A 19,196-nucleotide genomic window follows, 5' to 3' on the forward strand; every position below is an offset into this window, starting at 1 on the left:
AAAATGTTAAAAACATCCTAATAATTTAGGATGTTTTTTTTTGGCTTAGTTTTTGTAATTTTTTTTGTATATTTACTCATCAAATAAATGCGATGGCAAAAAACTACTTTTATATTACTTTTTTATTGGCTTTTTTCTTAACTGTAAGTGTTTCAGCACAAGACAGTAAGCAATTACCCAAAACTCAAGAGTCCGTAGGAATTGAGGGTCTCAGCTTGTACCCTAACCCAGTGGTCAATGGAAAAGTATATATTACGTCAAAAAATGATTTAGAAAAAGAAATCATCATTTTTGACATCTTAGGAAAAAGAGTATTGCAAACGCATCTAAGCTCAAAAGAATTAAACGTTTCAGATCTTGTTCCAGGCGTTTACATTATAAAAATAAGCGAGCAAAATGCTACGGCAACCCGAAAGCTCATTATTCGATAAAACAAAAAAGCTCTTATGGAGCTTTTTTTTAGTTTACAGTGTTTCCCTTTTTAATATTCAGTCTCATTATCACTTGTAAAATTTGATACTTAAGAATACTGAAACTAAAAAAGACAACACTGAACGCCAAAAAATAAATATCTTTGCACAAAAAAAGTTTTGATTACAGCCAGCGATATATTTACGATTTCCAGCCATAAGCAATTTGAAAAAACAGCACTAAAAGTGTTTCGCTTTCAATATGAAAACAATCTAGTATATCGTGATTTTTGCGATTTCCTTAAAACAGACGTGCAGCAGGTAAAAACATTGGCGCAAATTCCATTTTTACCTATTCAGTTTTTTAAAAGCCATGACGTAGTATCAAACACCAATCCTGCCGAAGTTACTTTTACCAGCAGCGGCACGACTGGAATGATTACAAGCAGGCATTTAGTTACCGATGTTTCTCTTTATGAAGAAAGTTACCGAAAAGGATTTTCTCAATTTTATGGCAATATCGAAGATTATGTTGTTTTAGCCCTTTTACCGTCCTATTTAGAACGCGAGGGATCTTCGCTTATTTATATGGTCGAAGACTTAATAAAACTATCCAATCAGCCTGAAAGCGGGTTTTATTTACACAATCACGACGACTTAATTAAAAAACTGACTGAACTTGACGAATCAGGTCAAAATGTAATCCTAATCGGTGTTACTTATGCTTTGTTAGATTTAATCGAAAAGCACCAATTCAACCTTCAAAACATCATTATTATGGAAACTGGAGGAATGAAAGGAAAACGCAAAGAAATGATTCGCGAAGAACTTCACGAACAACTTTGCAAAGGATTTGGTGTAAATGCAATTCATTCAGAATACGGAATGACAGAACTTTTAGCGCAAGCTTATTCTTTAGGCGAAGGCGTATTTGAATGCCCCTCTTGGATGCATATTTTAGTTCGTGATCCAGAAGATGCTTTGACTTATATAAAAGACGGAAAAACCGGCGGAATCAATGTTATTGATTTAGCCAATATCAATTCTTGTTCTTTTATTGCAACGCAGGATTTAGGCAAAAAAAATCCCAACAACTCTTTCGAGGTATTGGGACGTTTTGATAATTCTGATATTCGTGGATGTAATTTGATGGTGTTATAATTTAATCGTTAAATCATTTAATCGGTTCAACATTCGATTATACAATTTACCTATTAAACAGTTAAACAACTCTAATCACAAAATAGTTTTTCTTTCCACTTTGTAATAACACAAATTGATTGTTAATCAAATCATTTGCTGTTAATACAAAATCTTCTTTTATTTTTTCTCTGTTTACAGAAATAGAATTAGCAGTCAACGCACGTCTAGCTTCTCCGTTTGATTTGAAAAAACCAGTCTTCTCGTTTAAAACCGTTACAATATCCAATCCGTTTTCCAAATCAGCTTTTGCGATTTCAGCTTGTGGAACTCCATCAAAAACCTCTAAGAAAGTCACTTCATCCAATTTTTTCAAATCATCAGCAGTAGAATTTCCAAACAAAATATTTGAAGCCTGAATCGCTTTTTCCAATTCTTCTTTACTGTGAACAAAAATCGTGATTTCTTCAGCTAATTTCTTTTGTAAGATTCTTAAATGCGGTGCCGTTTGATGCTCAGCAATTAAAGCCTCAATAGTTTCTTTATCTAAGAATGTAAAGATTTTAATGTATTTTTCTGCATCAACATCAGTTGAGTTTACCCAAAATTGGTAAAACTTATACACAGAAGTTTTATCAGCATCCAGCCAAACATTTCCACCTTCCGATTTTCCAAATTTAGATCCGTCTGCTTTTGTAATCAAAGGTGTTGTCAAAGCAAAAGCCTTTGCTCCTTCTCCACCCATTCTGCGTACTAATTCTGTACCTGTAGTAATATTTCCCCACTGGTCAGAACCTCCCATTTGCAAAACGCAATTATTGTTTTTATACAAATGATAAAAATCGTACCCTTGAATTAATTGATATGTAAATTCAGTAAAAGACATTCCTTCACCTTCTCCGCTAAATCTCTTTTTAACAGAATCCTTCGCCATCATATAATTTACTGTGATACGTTTTCCAACTTCACGAGCAAAATCAATAAACGAGAATTCTTTCATCCAGTCATAGTTATTTACCATTACTGGAGCATTTGCTTCTTTTGAATTAAAGTCTAGGAAACGAGACAGAACACTTTTTATTCCGGCAACGTTTTTGGCCAAAGCCTCTTCGTTCAACAAATTTCTTTCGTCAGATTTTCCAGAAGGATCACCAATCATTCCAGTCGCGCCGCCCACAAGAGCAATTGGCTTATGACCAAAATTCTTTAAATGAACCAATAAAATAATCTGAACCATACTGCCTATATGCAGCGAATCTGCTGTTGGATCAAAACCAATATATGCCGAAGTTACCTCTTTTAGCAATTGTTCTTCCGTTCCTGGCATGCTATCATGGTACAAACCGCGCCACTTTAATTCTTCAACTAGATTCTTCATTTTTAAAATATTTTGCGCAAATATAATCAATGGTAATCGCAATGACAAAAACTTATGCCACTAAGGCGCTAAGACACAAATATTATTTAAAAAAAATTAAACCTTTGAACCTTTGTTCCTCTGCAACTTTGAACCTTTGCAAAAAACCTTTGCAACTTTGTCTCTCTGCAGCTTTGCACCTTTCCAACAAAAACTTATATTTACAAAATGGTATTAGTAACTGGCGGAACAGGTTTAGTAGGCTCACATTTATTGCTTCATTTAATCGAAAATGGAGAAAATGTTCGGGCAATTTACAGAACCAAAAACAACATTCAAAAAGCAAAATCGGTTTTTGAACTTTACAAGAAAGAAGCTTTATTTGAAAAAATAGAATGGCTTGAAGCCGATATCTTAGACGTTCCTTCTTTAGAAAATGCTTTTATTGATATTGATTACGTTTACCACTGCGCCGCTTTAATTTCATTCGACCCAAAAGATGAAGAAGCACTTCGAAAAATAAACATTGAAGGAACCGCTAATATGGTTAATTTTTCGATTGCACTAGGTGTAAAGAAATTTTGTTTTGTAAGTTCTATTGCCGCACTTGGCGATTTAGCACCACACGAAACTTACATTACTGAAGAAACAGACTGGAATCCCGAAAAACCTCACAGCGATTATGCTATTTCTAAATACGGTTCTGAAATGGAAGTATGGCGCGCTCATCAAGAAGGTTTAGATGTAATAATTGTAAATCCCGGCGTAATTTTAGGACCAATTCCGAAAACAAAAAACAAACAGCAGGGAAGCGCTGAATTGTACTTAAAAGTTGCTAACGGTCTTTCGTTTTATACTCTTGGAAGTACTGGTTTTATTACCGTTGATGATGTTGTGAAAATTTCTCATCAATTAATGAACAGCGAGATTAAAAATGAGCGCTTTACTTTAATTGCTGACAATATTGTTTTTAAAGATATTCTTGATACAATTGCCGAGGTTTTAAAAGTAAAGAAACCAAGCATTCATGCCAAACCTTTATTTATGAATTTTCTTTGGATGGCTGACGGAATATTTTCAACCTTATTTTTTCAAAAAAGACGTCTTACAAAAGCGACTGCAAAAGCTTCCTATTCTAAAAATCTGTATTCAAATGAAAAAATAAAAACCGCTCTAGGAACGGTTTTTACAGATGTACATCAATATGTAAGGGATATTTCTAAATTATAGAATTATTTTTTTGGCTGCGGTTTCATTTGTCGTCTTATCGAGTCAAGATTTATTTGAGTCCTTGTCTTTTTAATCGAATCTTTCGGTTTTTCTTTATCCTTAAGATTCACCGCTTTCATCGCTTTTTTCTCTTCAATTTTAACGATCGAATCTGTGTCTCTTTGATTTTTTGCTAATCGTTTTCCAACCTCATCAAACATCTCTTTGTAGCTTTCATAATCTGCAGCATAATACATATTATTTTGAGCAAATTGAAGACTGTCTACTTTGTATTTTTTCAAAATAAACTTCGTTGGATTTGTTTCTGTAGAATCTAAAGAAACTGGATTTTGATATTTCATTGCTTCCAGAAGAGACAAATCATAAATAATATCAATCATTTTACCTTTCTCAATAAGTTTAGCAGGCTGTTTTACAACCTCTTTTTTACAACTTACAGAAAGAAATATAACTAATACTATTACAAAACAATTTTTCATTTCGGCTTTTTATCTATCAAACAATAAACGTTTTCCAGCACGGATATCTTTTACTTTAAAGTTATTGTAAACCATTTCACCATTTACAAAAGTGTGTGTAATTCTCGATTTAAAAGCTGTGCCTTCAAACGGAGACCAACCGCATTTATATAAAATATTATCTTGATTTACACTCCAAGGCAAACTCGGATTTACGATTACCAAATCGGCATAATAACCTTCTTTAATAAAACCTCTTTTTTCAATTTTAAAGATTTTCGCAGGATTATGACACATTTTTTCTACAATTTTCTCTACGCTTATTTTACCTTGATGATGCGCTTCGAACATTGCTACAACGGCATGCTGCACAAGCGGACCTCCAGAAGGTGCTTTTAAGTAAGATTGTAACTTTTCTTCTTTCGTATGCGGCGCATGATCTGTTGCAATAACATCAATTCTACCATCATTCAAAGCTTCCCAAAGTGCTTTTCTATCACTTTCGGTTTTTACAGCAGGATTCCATTTAATGAAATTCCCTTTTGTTTTATAATCTTCATCGGTAAACCAAAGATGATGCACACAAACCTCAGCAGTAATTTTTTTATCTTCTAATGGAATTTTGTTTGTAAACAATTCCATTTCTTTAGCTGTCGATAAGTGAAAAATATGCAAACGTGCTCCAGTTCTTTTTGCCAAAGCCACGGCTTTTGAAGACGAAATATAACAAGCTTCAGCACTTCTAATTAAATTATGTGCCGTTACTGGAACATCTTCACCATATTTTTCTTTGAACTCTGCTAAGTTATTTTGAATAGTAGTTTCATCCTCGCAATGCACAGCGATTAACATTGGTGTGCTTGAGAAAATTTTTTCTAAAGTTTCTTCTTTGTCAACCAACATATTCCCTGTTGAAGAACCTAGAAATATCTTAATTCCAGCAACATTTTTAGGATTCGTTTTTAGAACTTCTTCTAAGTTATCATTGGTAGCTCCCATCATAAACGAATAATTCGCGAATGATTTTTGAGCAGCAATTTGATATTTATCTTCTAATATTTCTTGTGTAACGGCATTTGGAACCGTATTTGGCTGTTCGATAAAAGAAGTAATTCCTCCCGCTACTGCAGCTCTTGATTCCGATTCAATATCGCCTTTATGCGTTAAACCTGGTTCTCTAAAATGAACTTGATCATCAATTGCACCAGGAATCAAATAACTTCCTTCGGCATCTACAACAATACAGTCAGATGATTTTAAACTGATACTATCAGCGACTTCAACAATCAAGTCGTTCTCTATAAAAACATCTCCATCAAAAATAGACCCTTCGTTTACAATTTTTGCATTTTTAATTAAAATCCTATTCATGTTTTGTCTTTATAATGTATTGACTAATTTTTTTAATCTTAACGAAATCACTCCAAGAATTGCTTCTTTGATAATGGCGTTACTCATTTTCGAAACTCCTTTTGTTCTATCTGTAAAAATAATTGGAACTTCTTTAATTTCAAATTTAGCACAGTAAGTTCTGTACTTCATTTCGATTTGAAACGCATATCCCACAAACTTTATTTTGTTAAGATTGATTTTCTCCAAAACCTCTCTTTTATAACAAACGAAACCTGCAGTTGCATCGTGAATTTTCATTCCGGTAATAAACTTCACATAAACTGATGCAAAGTACGACATCAAAACTCGGCTTAATGGCCAATTTACCACATTTACACCTTTTACATAACGGGAACCAATAGCTAAATCAGCTCCACCAAAATGGCAAGCATCATATAATTTCTCTAAATCATTTGGGTTATGCGAAAAGTCAGCGTCCATTTCAAAGATGAAATCGTATTTACGCTCCAAAGCCCACTTAAAACCATGAACATAAGCCGTTCCTAAACCCGCTTTTTTTGCTCTTTTTTCAAGGAATAATCTTCCCGAAAATTCTTCTTGCAGCGCAATCACTTTATCGGCAGTATGATCAGGAGAATTATCATCTATTATTAAAAGATGAAAAGGTTTATGCTGCGAAAGTACCGCTCTCACAATACTTTCAATATTTTCAATTTCGTTATAAGTTGGAATTATGACAATACTATCACTCATTTTTCTTGGTAATTTCACCGCAAAAGTAAACTTTTTATAGCATTTGGTTCATAATAAATACATAATAAAAGTATTGATCCAAAAAATTACTAATTTTGTGCGCTATGATTGAACAACTTCATCCTCGAATTATTGAAAACAAAGATTGGGCAACTGTTTTATTCATCCTGACCTTTGCCATTGTTGCTATAACAAAATCAGCATATGAGACTCGTTTTTCTGAATTCAGCAAACTTATAATCTCAGATAAATATGCTAAAATTTATCGCGACAATAACCATATAAACAGCAGCTTTACTGTTGGTTTATTTTTTGTGCAGATTATTTCTTTTGCTTTTTTTATTCAGCTTACGATGAGTATTTATGGAACTGCATCAAAAACGGATTATTTATTGTTTATTCGAATCGCAACTTTTCTTCTTTATTTTATTCTTGCAAAATATTTGATCGAAAAAATCGTAGCAGCTTCATTCAATATTGATGAATTTATGGAGCTTTTTAACTTACAAAAAGTAACCTACAGGACTTACATCGGCGTTTTGATACTTCCTATTAATGCTATTTTATTCTATTATGACAATATTCCAATAATTGTTCCGCTAGCAATTATAGGTATTTCGCTGTGTATCAGTCTATACTCATATTTTATTTCAATTAAAACGTATCAAAACGTAATTATCGACAAGTTGTTTTATTTTATTTTATATCTTTGCGCTCTTGAAATAGCCCCTTATTATTTTCTCTATTATTGGATGACAAAAGGGAGTGCTTAGTAAATGTTTATAATATGAAAGTGAAAACAATTTTGGTGTCACAGCCTGAACCTAAAGTGGAGAATTCTCCTTACTTTGAGCTCCAACAAAAACACAAAATAAAAATTGATTTCAGACCATTTATTCATGTGGAAGGGGTTAGTGCAAAAGAGATTCGATTACAAAAAATCGACCTTAATCACTATACTGCTATCATTTTAACAAGTCGAAATGCTGTAGATCATTTTTTTAGAGTGGCTGATGAAATGCGCTACAAAGTACCTGAAGGATTGAAATATTTTTGTCAATCTGAAGCAGTTGCATTTTATCTGCAAAAGTATGTAGTATACAGAAAACGTAAAATTTACGTTGGTGCTAAAGATTTTGCTGATTTATCGCCTCTAATTAAAAAATACAAAGACGAGAAGTTTTTACTTCCAGCATCTGACCAGTTAAATGCAGACGCTCCAATAACATTAAATAGTCTAAAAGTAGATTGGGCACAAGCTGTTTTTTACAGAACTGTAATGAGCGACTTATCTGATCTTGCCGATGTTTATTATGATGTTTTGGCATTTTTCAGCCCAACAGGAATTAAATCATTGTTTAAAAACTTCCCAGACTTTAAACAAAACAATACCAGAATCGCTGTATTTGGAAGCACAACTCAAAAAGAAGCTTTAGATCACGGTTTAAGAATCGATATTCTTGCTCCAACACCTGAAACGCCTTCTATGACAATGGCTCTTGAAAAATATATCGCCGAAGCAAACAAAGGAAAATAAAACCTTAAGAATACAAAATATTAAAATTCCAAATTCCAACTTAATCACTTGGGATTTGGAATTTTCTTTTTAATGCATCTTCGCATTTTGAGTATCATTTCACTTTACAATAATTGTAAATCCTCTCAAACATCGAATTTTATTTTTTAAATCATTTTGAGTATATTTGGTTTTCAACTAAAACCAAACAACTAAAATTAGTTACAAACTATCACTCAAATGAAAATCAACTCGCTTTTAATTGAAATTGACGGTATCGACAAAGAAATTCTTCGATATTTAATGGATGATGCACGAAAACCCATTCTTCAAATCGCCAACAAAATAGGAATTTCTGGAGCCGCAATTCATCAGCGTTTAAAAAAACTAGAACAATCCGGCGTAATTTCAGGATCAAAATTCACAGTTAACCCAAAAGTATTAGGTTACAATACTATGGCATTTATTGGCGTTTATCTCGACAAAGCCTCAAGAAACTCTGAAGCGGTGAAAGATCTTAGAAAAATTCCAGAAGTTCTCGAATGTCATTATACTACAGGAAACTGGTCTGTGTTAATTAAAATTATCTGTCGAGACAACGAACATTTAATGCAGCTTTTAAACACCAAAATTCAAGCAATCGAAGGTGTTTCAAGAACTGAAACCTTTATTTCGTTAGATCAACAGATTGACAGGCAGATTCAATTATAAATGTGTCAATGAGAAAATTTGATAATTAGATAATTCACTGTTACATGTTAAATATTAGATCAGAGTACAAGACCATATTCTTTTTCATTGTTTATTTCTCAATAACCTTTATTTATACCGAAATTGATGCAGGAGGTCCATGTGCTCCCGGAATGGGTGCTTTTCTATTTCTTCTTGCAATTCCGATAAGCATAATTTATACTATTGTTCTTTTTTACAAATTATATAAATCTGAAGAAAATCAATATTTATATTCCACTTACACCCTTGCAGGACTTTGGGCTTTACTTTTTGTTCTTCTGCAATTAAATGAAAACTAAATAAAAAAACAAAACCCGACAGGTTTTAAAAACCTGTCGGGTTTGCTATAAATTATCTAATTGACTAATTATCTCAATTATCAAATTAGTTTCTTCTGCTTCCTGAATAAATCGAGATATAGTACAACAGTGTTGCGATTGAACCTATAGCCGCAACAACATAAGTTCGTGCCGCCCATTTTAAGGCATCTTTTGCGCCAGCCTGTTCTTGCTGAGTCAGCATATGTTTATTTTCTAACCAAGCCAAGGCTCTATTACTTGCATCATATTCTACCGGCAGCGTTATAATTGTAAACAATGTAGTTGCTGCAAAAATAACAATCCCAATTAGCAGTAATTGAGGAAAAGTTCTAATCATTAAGATCCCCGCAAGCAAAATCCATTGCACATAATTTGAAGCCACACTCACAATAGGCACTAATTTAGAACGCATTGTTAACCATTCATAACCAATAGCATGCTGAACCGCGTGCCCGCATTCGTGTGCCGCAACAGCCGCCGCCGCCGCGTTACGCTGATTATAAACTGCTTCACTTAAATTAACTGTTTTATCTGAAGGATTATAATGATCTGTTAACTGACCTGGAGTCGAAATAACACGAACATCTGTAATACCATTATCAGCAAGCATTTTCTCAGCGATTTCCGCACCGCTCATTCCGTTTCGTAATTGCAGTTTAGAATATAATTCGAATTTACTTTTTAGTCTTGAACTTACCAGCCAGCTGAATAACATTATAGCTCCGGCAATAATTAAATATCCACTTCCCATGTTTTTATCTTTTTTTGATTGATTTTTAAAGTTACAAAACAAATCACAATTTCTGAACCAAACTTAAAAAATGACATTTTGACATTCAAAACAGTAATTACGGCAGTAGAAATATTAAAAATTTAACAAAAAAAAGACGCACTTTGGTGCGTCTGTATAATATGGTCGTAAAATCATCCCTTAATGCAGCTGCTTATTTACTTCTTCAAACTTCTCAATCAGGGTATTTATTTTTGACTGTTGTTTTTTAATTTGTTTCGGGCGAATATAAAACCAATTAAACGCCATCCAAAGCAATGTTATTCCATAACACAAACTTGCACCCAAAGCGCTCATTCTGCTGGCATATTCATACATATATAAGCAAATTCCAGTTGTAAGCAGCAGAAAGTACAAACTCATCATTTTTGTCTGCATAAACTGCTGTTTCTTTTTAATCAAAATCAGTTTTTGTAAATATTCCTGATTCGTTTGTGTCGCATCGATATTTCTAAAAGGAGTCAACAATTTATTAAAAGCAAATACATAAATAACCATCGCCAAAATCGTTAAAACAATTCCGATTTTAGTCGAAACAAACTCTGGCTGATAATATATCCATATAAAAACAATACATGCAGTGGTCAAAAAAAGCAAAACATTGGTTATCCATAAACTTCTTAAACCTGCTTTTTTAAATTTACTCACTCTCGATAGCAAATCTTTCATATCTGGTTGATTTACGGTTTGTTTTTTCCATAAATCTTTAAAATCTATATTATTATCGTTGTCCATTTTCTTTAAATTTTTCAGTCAGTTTTTCTTTTATTCTGTGAATTTTCACTCTCACATTAGCATCAGAAAGTCCAACAATTTTGGCAATTTCCAACTGCTTAACTTCTTCTAATTCCAGTGAAATAATGATACGTTCTGTTTCAGGTAATTCGGCAATACATTTATACAAAAACTGAATTTGCGGCTCTATCGAAGTTTGTTTCTCTTCTGAAAGATGAATTGGCAAATCGGATTTCGGGAAACGTTTTTCTTTTTCAATCTGCCTTAAACAATTATTAGATGCAATTCTAAAAATCCAAGTTCCAATAGCCGATTCATTTCTAAAAGTTTCCAATTTCTGCCAGACAATTATAAAAGTTTCCTGAGCCAAATCCTGTGCCGCATCATAATCGTTTACGAAACCCATGCAAAGCCTGAATATTCTATCCCAATAAGTCTTATAAATTTCTTCAAATTCCATTCTTACGATTTTACAAAAGTGTTTAATTGCGCTAAATACCAAGCCGTATCATCGTACATAATGAAATGCAGACCTTTACTTGCATATTGAAAATCAGCTGTTTTTAAATTTTTATATTGTTCCTCGATTGCTGGTTTTAAATTTATAAAATAAGATTCTAATAAAATTAATGATGGGCATTTTATAGCTGCTATTTTATTTCTCAAATCTGTATTCGAAAAATCACAATACATTTGAGCAAATGTTTTTCTGTCTGATTTTACGCTCCAATCTACAACTGTATCCATTTTTGAAGCATCAGCAAGAAGTCTCGGCATTGTTTTTTTCTGCATTTCAAGAAACTGAGTATCTGTCATTCCAGTCATTTGACTTACCATTGCTGAACAATCATTGTTTTCTTTCGATTTAAATGAAGGATCCATCAGCGCAGCCAAACACGGAAGCGCATCTACAACTACAATTTTCCCAATTAATTCTGGATAATCAGCTGCGATTGCCAACACAAGTCCGCCACCCATACTATGACCAACTAGAATTGGCTTTTCAATTTTATTGTTTTTAATATAATTTGCGATTTCTGTTTTCCAATTTTCGAATGATGGATTCTCTTGTGGTTTTGCTCCTGCAAATCCTGCCATTGTAAGTGTATAACAAGTATACTCTTTTTCGAAAGCGGTTTTGGTTTCATTCCACACCTCTCCAGAAGAAGCAAATCCGGGAATGAAAATTATTGATTGTTTTCCTTTTCCAGTTTTAATAACTTCGAAAGGAAATGATTTTGTTTGTGCAAAAACATTTAGACATAATGCTGAGAATAAGAATGCGATAACTAAGATGATATACTTTTTCATTTTAATAGTTTTAAGTTGTTAATTTAATCGGATCCGCCTTTTGGATATGAGAACTATTAAAATGTTACAAAAGTTTTTAAATTTTTGATGAGATAACTCTCAATCCCAATGTTGGTGCGGGTTCTTAACCGTAAAGAATGTGAGGTTATTTGCTCGTGAAGACAATAAGCCGCAAAGCTTTTTCTGTAATCTTGTCATTTCGACGAAGGTGAAATCACACTAGAAATTACACATTCAAAATCACCAATCTTTGTCGAGTTACGCGTGTGATTTCTCCTTCGTCGAAATGACAAACTGTATGAATTCGTATTGTCAGTCTGAGCGGAGTCGAAGACCTTTCGCAAAATAAAAGTCCTTCGACTCCGCTCAGGATGACAAACTATGCGTTTTTCGAAATAAAAATTCGCGCAATTCGTGGTAGAAAAAAAAGCACAAAAAAAATCCCAAACCCCAATCGTAAAATTGGAATTTGGAATTTTTAATATTTAAGAATCAAACTGGTTTATCCAACCAAATTGATAATTTTTCCAGGAACAATAATCACTTTATTTAGTGTTCTGCCGTCTAATTGTTTTTGCGTTCTTTCGTCTTTCATTACGATTTGTTCGATTTGTTCTTTGGTTAAATCCAAAGGTAATTCGATTGTAAAACGCATTTTTCCGTTGAAAGAAACTGGATATTCTTTATTTGTTTCCACTAAATGACTTGCTTCAAAAACTGGAAATGCTGCTTCAGAAATTGATTCTGTATTTCCTAACTGCGACCATAATTCTTCTGCGATATGCGGTGCATAAGGCGAAACCAAAATGGCTAACGGTTCTAAAATTGCTCTTGAATGGCAATTTTGAGAAGACAATTCATTTACACAAATCATAAACTGAGAAACCGAAGTGTTGAAAGAGAAACTCTCGATATCTTCTGCTACTTTTTTGATTGTTTTATGCAATGATTTCAAGTTGTCTTTTGTTGGTTCGTCGTTGTTTACAATTAAACCATTATCATCAAAATACAATCTCCATAATTTTTTCAAGAAACCAAAAACTCCTGAGATTCCAGCAGTATTCCAAGGTTTTGCCTGCTCTAACGGACCTAAAAACATTTCGTATAAACGTAATGTATCAGCACCGTATTCACTACAAATATCATCTGGCGTAACTACATTATAGTATGATTTCGACATTTTTTCGACTTCACGACCCACAATATATTTTCCGTTTTCATCAAAAATAAATTCTGCAGTATTAAAATCTTCTCTCCAAGCTTTGAATTTTTCGATATTCAATTCATCAGAAGAATTAACGAAATTAACATCTACACGAATTGGATTAGTTTGAATTTGAAACACTGAAATATCTTCAATCTTTATTTTTTCAATATCCGAGCTTCTCTCTTTTAGAGACTCATCATTAAGTAAATATTGTTTAATATAATTAATACTTTTTTCTGCAACAGAATTACTTATTAGTTCTTTGTGCTTCTCAAAATCATTAAATTTAGAAGAAACAAAAAACACTGGGCCTTTGTCTGGAGAAAGAACAAATCTCGTATCTAAATTTTTCACATGTACAAATGGCAAGATTCTATAAACATAAGCCGTCGTACCTAAAATCATTCCCTGATTGATCAGTTTTTTGAATGGTTCTTCGGTTGGAGCAAAGCCTTTGTCTTTCAAGAATTTGTTCCAGAAACGAGAATACAATAAATGCCCTGTTGCGTGCTCGCTTCCTCCAATGTATAAATCTACACTTTCCCAGTAAGCCAAAGCTTCTTTGCTTGCAAATTCATTTTCATTGTGCGCATCCATATAACGCATCCAATACCATGAACTTCCCGCCCAACCCGGCATAGTGTTTAATTCAAGAGGAAAAATCGAAACATTATCAACTAAATCAGTATTGACAACTTTGTTTTGTTTTGTATCCCAAGCCCAAACTGCTGCGTTTCCTAATGGAGGCAGACCATCTTCTGTTGGTAAATATTTTTCTACTTCAGGTAAAATAATTGGCAAGTGCTGTGCATCAATCATTTTTGGCAATCCATTTACATAATAAACTGGAAATGGTTCACCCCAATAACGCTGACGAGAGAAAACAGCATCACGCAAACGGTAATTTGTTTTTCCTGTTCCTTGTCCAATTTTTTCTAATTCCTGAATAGCCTTTTGAGTTGCCTCTTTATAATTTAATCCGTTTAAGAAATCAGAATTAGCGATTTCAACGTTATCTTTTGATCCATAAGCCGCTTCAGAAATATCAACATTTGCAAAAATGTTTTTAATTTCAGGCATTCCTTCAGTTCCTTTAAAGAAATTAGCAAAAGCATAATCTCTTTCGTCTCCGCAAGGAACCGCCATTACAGCACCAGTTCCGTAACCTGCCAAAACATAATCTCCAATCCAAACTGGAATCGCTTCTTTTGTAAATGGATGTTCTGCATAAGCTCCTGTAAATACTCCCGAAATTGTTTTTACATCGGCCATACGCTCACGCTCAGAACGTTTTGACGTTTTTTCGATATAAGCTTCAATTGCCGCTTTTTGTTCTGGAGTTGTAATTTTAGCAACCAAATCATGTTCTGGCGCCAAAGTCATAAACGTCACTCCAAAAATAGTATCAGGACGAGTAGTAAATACTTCGATAAAATTTGTTTCAGGTTTCACATTTAAAGTTGCATCACTTTGCGCATCAACCTGAGACTTGAAACTTGAAACTTGAAACTTAACTAAAGCTCCAACCGATTTACCGATCCAGTTTCTTTGAGATTCTTTTATAGACTCGCTCCAATCGATATCATTTAGACCTTGAAGCAAGCGTTCGGCATAAGCAGAAATTCGCATACTCCATTGTGTCATTTTTTTTCTTATAACAGGAAACCCTCCACGTTCAGAAACACCGTTTACAATTTCATCATTTGCTAAAACAGTTCCTAAACCAGGACACCAGTTTACTTCGGTTTCAGCCAAATAAGTCATTCTGTATTGCAAAAGGATTTTTTCTTTTTGATCTTCAGAATAAGAGTTCCATTCAGCAGCAGTAAAAATCGCTACGTTGTCATCGCAAACTGCTTCAACTAATGCATTTCCGCTTTCTTCAAAAACTTTTACTAAATCTGAAATTTCAAAAGCTTTTCCTTGTTTTCTGCAATACCAAGAATTGAACAATTGAATAAAAATCCATTGTGTATGTTTGTAATAATCAGGATTTGAAGTTCGCACTTCACGCGCCCAGTCAAATGAGAAACCAATTTTATCTAATTGTTTTCTGTATCCTGCAATTTGTTTTCCTTCTTTGTCTACGCCGCCATCAATATTAACACGCGTTGTATCTTCTGGACGCTGTCCTGTCTGAATCGCATATTGTTCTGCCGGTAATCCGAAACTATCATAACCCATTGGATGCAAAACATTGAAACCTTGATGTCTTTTGAAACGAGAATACACATCTGAAGCTATATAACCAAGCGGATGCCCAACGTGTAATCCTGCTCCAGATGGATAAGGAAACATATCGAGTACATAATGTTTCGGTTTTTCAGAGTTATTTTTTGCTGCAAAAGTTTGATTTTCTGCCCAATATTTTTGCCATTTGGCGTCAATTTCGTTTGGATTGTATTTCATTTTATAAGGTTCAAAGTTGCAAAGTGACAAAGGTTCAAAGTTTTTCTCACTTAATGAATTATCGCGCAAATTTACATTTATTGTTGCTTGTTGCAAAGCTATTTCACTGACAAACAAATAAAATAACAAAATACTTATTTTAAATTAAGTAAAAATACTTATGTTTGCAATAACAATACTTAGTTAACGCATTTTTAATTGTTTATTTTTTAATAATAGAAGAATATTATTACAGTAAAAACGATTATTTTTACAAGGATATATTAAGAATGAAATGAGTAATGATAAAAAATATTCTATTGAAGTACGACTTTGGATTGAAGAAGCTGAAGGTCCGTTTTTAGGTATTGGAAAAATCTGGCTTTTAGAAAATATTCGCAAAACAGGCTCTATAACAAATGCAGCCAAGGAGATGAAAATGGCATACAGACAGGCTTGGCAGTTGGTGGAAGAAATGAATCAGCGAGCTCAAAGCCCGTTAGTAGAAAAATTATTGGGCGGAAAAGGCGGCGGCGGTGCAAAATTGACTGATGCTGGAGAAAAAGCGATTGCAGTTTTTTATGAAGTAGAAAAACGCATTAAAGATTTTGCTGAAAAAGAAACTCAAAATTTGAAGTTTTAAACAGCTTCAATTTCATAGATCGTTTTCATTGAAATTTACCAATATGATTTTGGTCATAATTTAAATGTGTAGAAATTGCTTTTTTTGTCGTGCAAATCAGTATTCCTGAAAAAACACACTGAATTTTTATTTTAAAAAACATACAAACCAAAAACAAATTTCTTAATTATCAGTATTCATTTTAAAACATACTGAAAAATCGTATCCTTATGAAACTAAAATTTATCGCCTTTTTACTCTTTCCGCTAATCGGATTTTCCCAACAAAACAATTCAACGCCAACAGATTCCATAAAACCATCAAACGTTTTTATGCTGGGAGAAGTAATTGTTACCAATCATCAAAATAAAGACACTTTAAACAGAGTAACTTCAAAAACAATGGTTTCTCAAAATAAAATGGATGTTTCGAGAGCTTTAAATATGCTGCCGGGAATTACATTAACGGCTTCTGGACCGCGAAACGAATCTATGGTTTCTGTACGTGGTTTCGATTTAAGACAGGTTCCAGTTTATATGGACGGTATTCCTGTTTATGTTCCTTATGACGGTTACGTTGACTTGGCAAGATTTACCACTTTCGATTTGGCTGCGATAGATGTTTCAAAAGGATTTTCGTCTGTACTTTATGGTCCCAACTCACTTGGAGGCGCCATAAATTTAGTTTCTAGAAAACCTTCTCAAAAATTAGAATACGACGGCTCACTTGGAATGATTAATGAAAATGGCTATAAAGGAAACATCAACATTGGCTCTAACATTGGGAAGTTTTATTTTCAAGGCGGATTTTCTTATTTGGATAGAAATTCAACTAGAATGTCATCTAATTTTGTTCCAACAGCAAATGAAAACGGCGGACAAAGAGACAATTCATATCGCACGGATCAGAAAATTAGTTTTAAAATTGGATGGACTCCAACTGAAAAAAGCGAATATGCGATTGGCTACATAAATCAGCAGGGCGAAAAAGGAAATCCAGTTTATACAGGAAGCGATCCTTTAAACTCTCTTTTACTAAAACCTCGTTACTGGCAATGGCCAAACTGGGACAAAGAAAGTTTTTACTTCATTTCTAATTCTAATTTTGATGACAAAAACAGCTTAAAAACAAGGTTATATTTTGATCGTTTCAAGAATACTCTTGACAGTTATGATGATGCAACTTATACGAAACAAACCAAACCGTATGCTTTTGAAAGTATTTACAATGATTACACTTACGGTGGAAATCTAGAATACAACACGAAATTTATCCCAAAAAATGATTTGAAAATTGCTTTTCATTTTAAAGAAGATGTACACCGCGAAAACAATCTTGGTGAACCAGTTCGTCATTTTATAGACAATACAGTTTTGGTAGGAATTGAAGATATTTATAAAGTTACTCCGAAATTCACTGTTATTCCTGGTGTAAGTTACAACATTAGAAAAAACACTGAAGCAGAAGATTACAACAGCACTACAAAAGTGATTTCCGATTATCCATCTGCTGGTGCGAGTGATGCTTTTAATGCTCAAATTGGATTTTTTTATCAGTTGAATGAAGCGCAGAAATTGGGCGCAACAGTTTCGCAGAAAACAAGATTTGCAACAATCAAAGATCGTTATTCGTATAGAATGGGAACCGCGATACCAAATCCGGACTTAAAACCTGAAAAAGCTGTAAATTACGAATTGAATTATACGGCGGGACTTTTTAATAAAGTTACTTTTCAAACGGCGCTTTTCTACAGCAAACTTTCTGATGCGATCTTAAATGTAAGCAACGTTCAGCCTGGAAAATCTCAAATGCAAAATTTTGGTGAAGCGGAATATCTTGGCGTTGAAGCTCAAATAAACTATGAAATCTTATCTAATTTGTCGCTTAATGTGAACTACACTTACATTGAACGAAACAATATTACAAATCCGAATATTCATTTTACTGATGTTCCAAACACAAAGGTTATGGGAACTTTAGAATATAAGCCGATTAAAATATTGCGTTTAATTGCTAATTCTGAATTTAATTCATCTCGTTTCAGTACAAGCTACGGAGCAAGAGTTCCAGATTACACGCTTTTAAATTTTTACGCTTCGGGTAAAATAGCCAAAAATTTCAGCATCGATGCGGGAATTAATAATATCTTCGATAAAAACTATTGTCTTGTTGAAGGTTACCCTGAAGAAGGCCGCAACTTTTTTGTAACGCTTCGTTTTTTTAATAACTAAACCTAAAATATTTTTATATGAAAACTCAAAATTATATTCTAGTCCTTCTTATTGCATTTTCATGCGCAATGTGCAATTCATCTAAAAAGGAAAAAGAAGATTCGATTGCAACAGAAAAGGTGTCTAAAACAGACAATGATAAACATCCTGTTCTTACACCTGCTGATAGTTTAAAAATGGTAAATCATACTATTGAAGTAAAAGGCGATGTCGAATTTCCGCTTCAATTAACTGTTGATTCTTTAAAAAAGATGAAGGTGGTAACTATTGATGATTTTAAAGTTGTCTGCCAAAGCGGCGAAGTTAAAAAAGATAACAAAGTGTGTAAAGGCGTGCTTTTGAAAGATATTTTAGAGAAGGCAAAAATCAAACAAGACGGACATAAAGACCGCAATTTTTATATTGTGGCACGAGCTTCTGATGATTACAAAGCCACTTTTTCATGGGCGGAAATTTTCAACAATCCAACCGGAGAAAATGCTTTTGTTCTTTTTGAGGAAAACGGAAAACCACTGAAAAGCGGCGAAATGATTGCTATTTGCAAAAATGATATTAAAACTGGACCTCGCCATGTTTACTGGCTTAAAAGTATCGAAGTTTATAGAGTTAAGTAAGGTGCTAAGGTACTAAGGCGCTAAGATTT

The 19,196-nt window shown here is 33.5% G+C and carries 19 protein-coding genes; 10 read left to right on the plus strand and 9 right to left on the minus strand.

The window, feature by feature from the left end:
• The first annotated feature begins 92 nt into the window (after positions 1-92).
• Together NLG42_RS02640 and NLG42_RS02645 are read left to right on the plus strand one after the other, a co-directional pair.
• Positions 93-431 carry a T9SS type A sorting domain-containing protein gene (locus NLG42_RS02640; protein WP_089058437.1) on the plus strand — a complete coding sequence of 113 codons (339 nt, stop codon included), beginning with the start codon at positions 93-95 and terminating at the stop codon, positions 429-431.
• A gap of 159 nt (positions 432-590) precedes the next feature.
• Positions 591-1,571 carry a LuxE/PaaK family acyltransferase gene (locus NLG42_RS02645; protein ID WP_257682920.1) on the plus strand — a complete coding sequence of 327 codons (981 nt, stop codon included), beginning with the start codon at positions 591-593 and terminating at the stop codon, positions 1,569-1,571.
• 61 nt (positions 1,572-1,632) lie between these two features.
• On the opposite strand, the gene tyrS is transcribed toward NLG42_RS02645, so the two are convergent.
• Positions 1,633-2,928: a tyrosine--tRNA ligase gene (tyrS, locus tag NLG42_RS02650; protein WP_089058435.1), complete on the minus strand. Its 1,296-nt coding sequence runs from the start codon at positions 2,926-2,928 to the stop codon at positions 1,633-1,635.
• A gap of 207 nt (positions 2,929-3,135) precedes the next feature.
• Here tyrS and NLG42_RS02655 point away from each other — a divergent pair, with 207 nt between their 5' ends.
• The gene (locus NLG42_RS02655; protein WP_257682921.1) at positions 3,136-4,137 is read left to right on the plus strand and encodes an NAD-dependent epimerase/dehydratase family protein; all 1,002 of its coding nucleotides are present in this window, start codon (positions 3,136-3,138) and stop codon (positions 4,135-4,137) included.
• A 2-nt stretch (positions 4,138-4,139) separates the two neighbouring features.
• Here the strand turns inward: NLG42_RS02655 and NLG42_RS02660 are convergent, their stop codons facing one another.
• Genes NLG42_RS02660 through NLG42_RS02670 form a run of 3 tightly spaced genes read right to left on the minus strand, consistent with a single transcriptional unit; the run spans position 4,140 to position 6,701 of the window.
• Positions 4,140-4,616: a DUF4296 domain-containing protein gene (locus NLG42_RS02660; protein ID WP_257682922.1), complete on the minus strand. Its 477-nt coding sequence runs from the start codon at positions 4,614-4,616 to the stop codon at positions 4,140-4,142.
• Positions 4,617-4,625: 9 nt separating this feature from the next.
• On the minus strand, positions 4,626-5,966 hold the full coding sequence (locus tag NLG42_RS02665; RefSeq protein WP_089054306.1) for a dihydroorotase: 1,341 nt from the start codon (positions 5,964-5,966) through the stop codon (positions 4,626-4,628).
• A gap of 9 nt (positions 5,967-5,975) precedes the next feature.
• Positions 5,976-6,701: a polyprenol monophosphomannose synthase gene (locus NLG42_RS02670; RefSeq protein ID WP_089058432.1), complete on the minus strand. Its 726-nt coding sequence runs from the start codon at positions 6,699-6,701 to the stop codon at positions 5,976-5,978.
• Between the two features lie 104 nt (positions 6,702-6,805).
• Between NLG42_RS02670 and NLG42_RS02675 the strand changes: the two genes are divergently transcribed.
• The 4 genes from NLG42_RS02675 (at position 6,806) to NLG42_RS02690 (ending at position 9,248) form a co-directional block, all read left to right on the plus strand.
• Positions 6,806-7,474: a DUF4271 domain-containing protein gene (locus tag NLG42_RS02675; protein WP_089058431.1), complete on the plus strand. Its 669-nt coding sequence runs from the start codon at positions 6,806-6,808 to the stop codon at positions 7,472-7,474.
• Between the two features lie 14 nt (positions 7,475-7,488).
• Positions 7,489-8,238 carry a uroporphyrinogen-III synthase gene (locus NLG42_RS02680; protein WP_089054309.1) on the plus strand — a complete coding sequence of 250 codons (750 nt, stop codon included), beginning with the start codon at positions 7,489-7,491 and terminating at the stop codon, positions 8,236-8,238.
• A gap of 219 nt (positions 8,239-8,457) precedes the next feature.
• Positions 8,458-8,928, plus strand: a complete 471-nt coding sequence (locus tag NLG42_RS02685; RefSeq protein ID WP_029270670.1) for an Lrp/AsnC family transcriptional regulator — start codon at positions 8,458-8,460, stop codon at positions 8,926-8,928.
• A 44-nt stretch (positions 8,929-8,972) separates the two neighbouring features.
• Positions 8,973-9,248, plus strand: a complete 276-nt coding sequence (locus NLG42_RS02690) for a hypothetical protein (RefSeq protein WP_257682923.1) — start codon at positions 8,973-8,975, stop codon at positions 9,246-9,248.
• Between the two features lie 85 nt (positions 9,249-9,333).
• Here NLG42_RS02690 and NLG42_RS02695 read toward each other — a convergent pair whose 3' ends face one another.
• The 5 genes from NLG42_RS02695 to NLG42_RS02715 all read right to left on the minus strand — a co-directional run bounded on the left by NLG42_RS02695 (position 9,334) and on the right by NLG42_RS02715 (position 15,721).
• Entirely contained in the window at positions 9,334-10,020 is a 687-nt protein-coding gene (locus NLG42_RS02695) for a zinc metallopeptidase (RefSeq protein ID WP_099718059.1), read from the minus strand.
• 180 nt (positions 10,021-10,200) lie between these two features.
• Positions 10,201-10,794, minus strand: coding sequence for a hypothetical protein (locus tag NLG42_RS02700; RefSeq protein WP_089058428.1), 594 nt, complete (start codon positions 10,792-10,794; stop codon positions 10,201-10,203).
• The gene (locus NLG42_RS02705) at positions 10,781-11,254 is read right to left on the minus strand and encodes an RNA polymerase sigma factor (RefSeq protein WP_257682924.1); all 474 of its coding nucleotides are present in this window, start codon (positions 11,252-11,254) and stop codon (positions 10,781-10,783) included. The genes NLG42_RS02700 and NLG42_RS02705 overlap by 14 nt, the downstream gene beginning before the upstream one ends.
• A gap of 2 nt (positions 11,255-11,256) precedes the next feature.
• A complete protein-coding gene (locus NLG42_RS02710; RefSeq protein WP_257682925.1) occupies positions 11,257-12,105 on the minus strand; it encodes an alpha/beta fold hydrolase in 849 nt (282 codons plus the stop codon).
• A gap of 502 nt (positions 12,106-12,607) precedes the next feature.
• A complete protein-coding gene (locus NLG42_RS02715) occupies positions 12,608-15,721 on the minus strand; it encodes a leucine--tRNA ligase (protein WP_257682926.1) in 3,114 nt (1,037 codons plus the stop codon).
• 274 nt (positions 15,722-15,995) lie between these two features.
• On the opposite strand from NLG42_RS02715, the gene NLG42_RS02720 reads away from it, so the two are divergent.
• The 3 genes from NLG42_RS02720 to NLG42_RS02730 all read left to right on the plus strand — a co-directional run bounded on the left by NLG42_RS02720 (position 15,996) and on the right by NLG42_RS02730 (position 19,167).
• Entirely contained in the window at positions 15,996-16,343 is a 348-nt protein-coding gene (locus NLG42_RS02720) for a winged helix-turn-helix domain-containing protein (protein ID WP_089054315.1), read from the plus strand.
• A 209-nt stretch (positions 16,344-16,552) separates the two neighbouring features.
• Positions 16,553-18,553: a TonB-dependent receptor plug domain-containing protein gene (locus NLG42_RS02725; RefSeq protein WP_257682927.1), complete on the plus strand. Its 2,001-nt coding sequence runs from the start codon at positions 16,553-16,555 to the stop codon at positions 18,551-18,553.
• 17 nt (positions 18,554-18,570) lie between these two features.
• Positions 18,571-19,167, plus strand: coding sequence for a molybdopterin-dependent oxidoreductase (locus NLG42_RS02730; protein WP_257682928.1), 597 nt, complete (start codon positions 18,571-18,573; stop codon positions 19,165-19,167).
• Positions 19,168-19,196: the final 29 nt, after the last annotated feature.

The organism is Flavobacterium plurextorum (genome assembly GCF_024638035.1).
Classification (GTDB): Bacteria; Bacteroidota; Bacteroidia; order Flavobacteriales; family Flavobacteriaceae; genus Flavobacterium; species Flavobacterium plurextorum.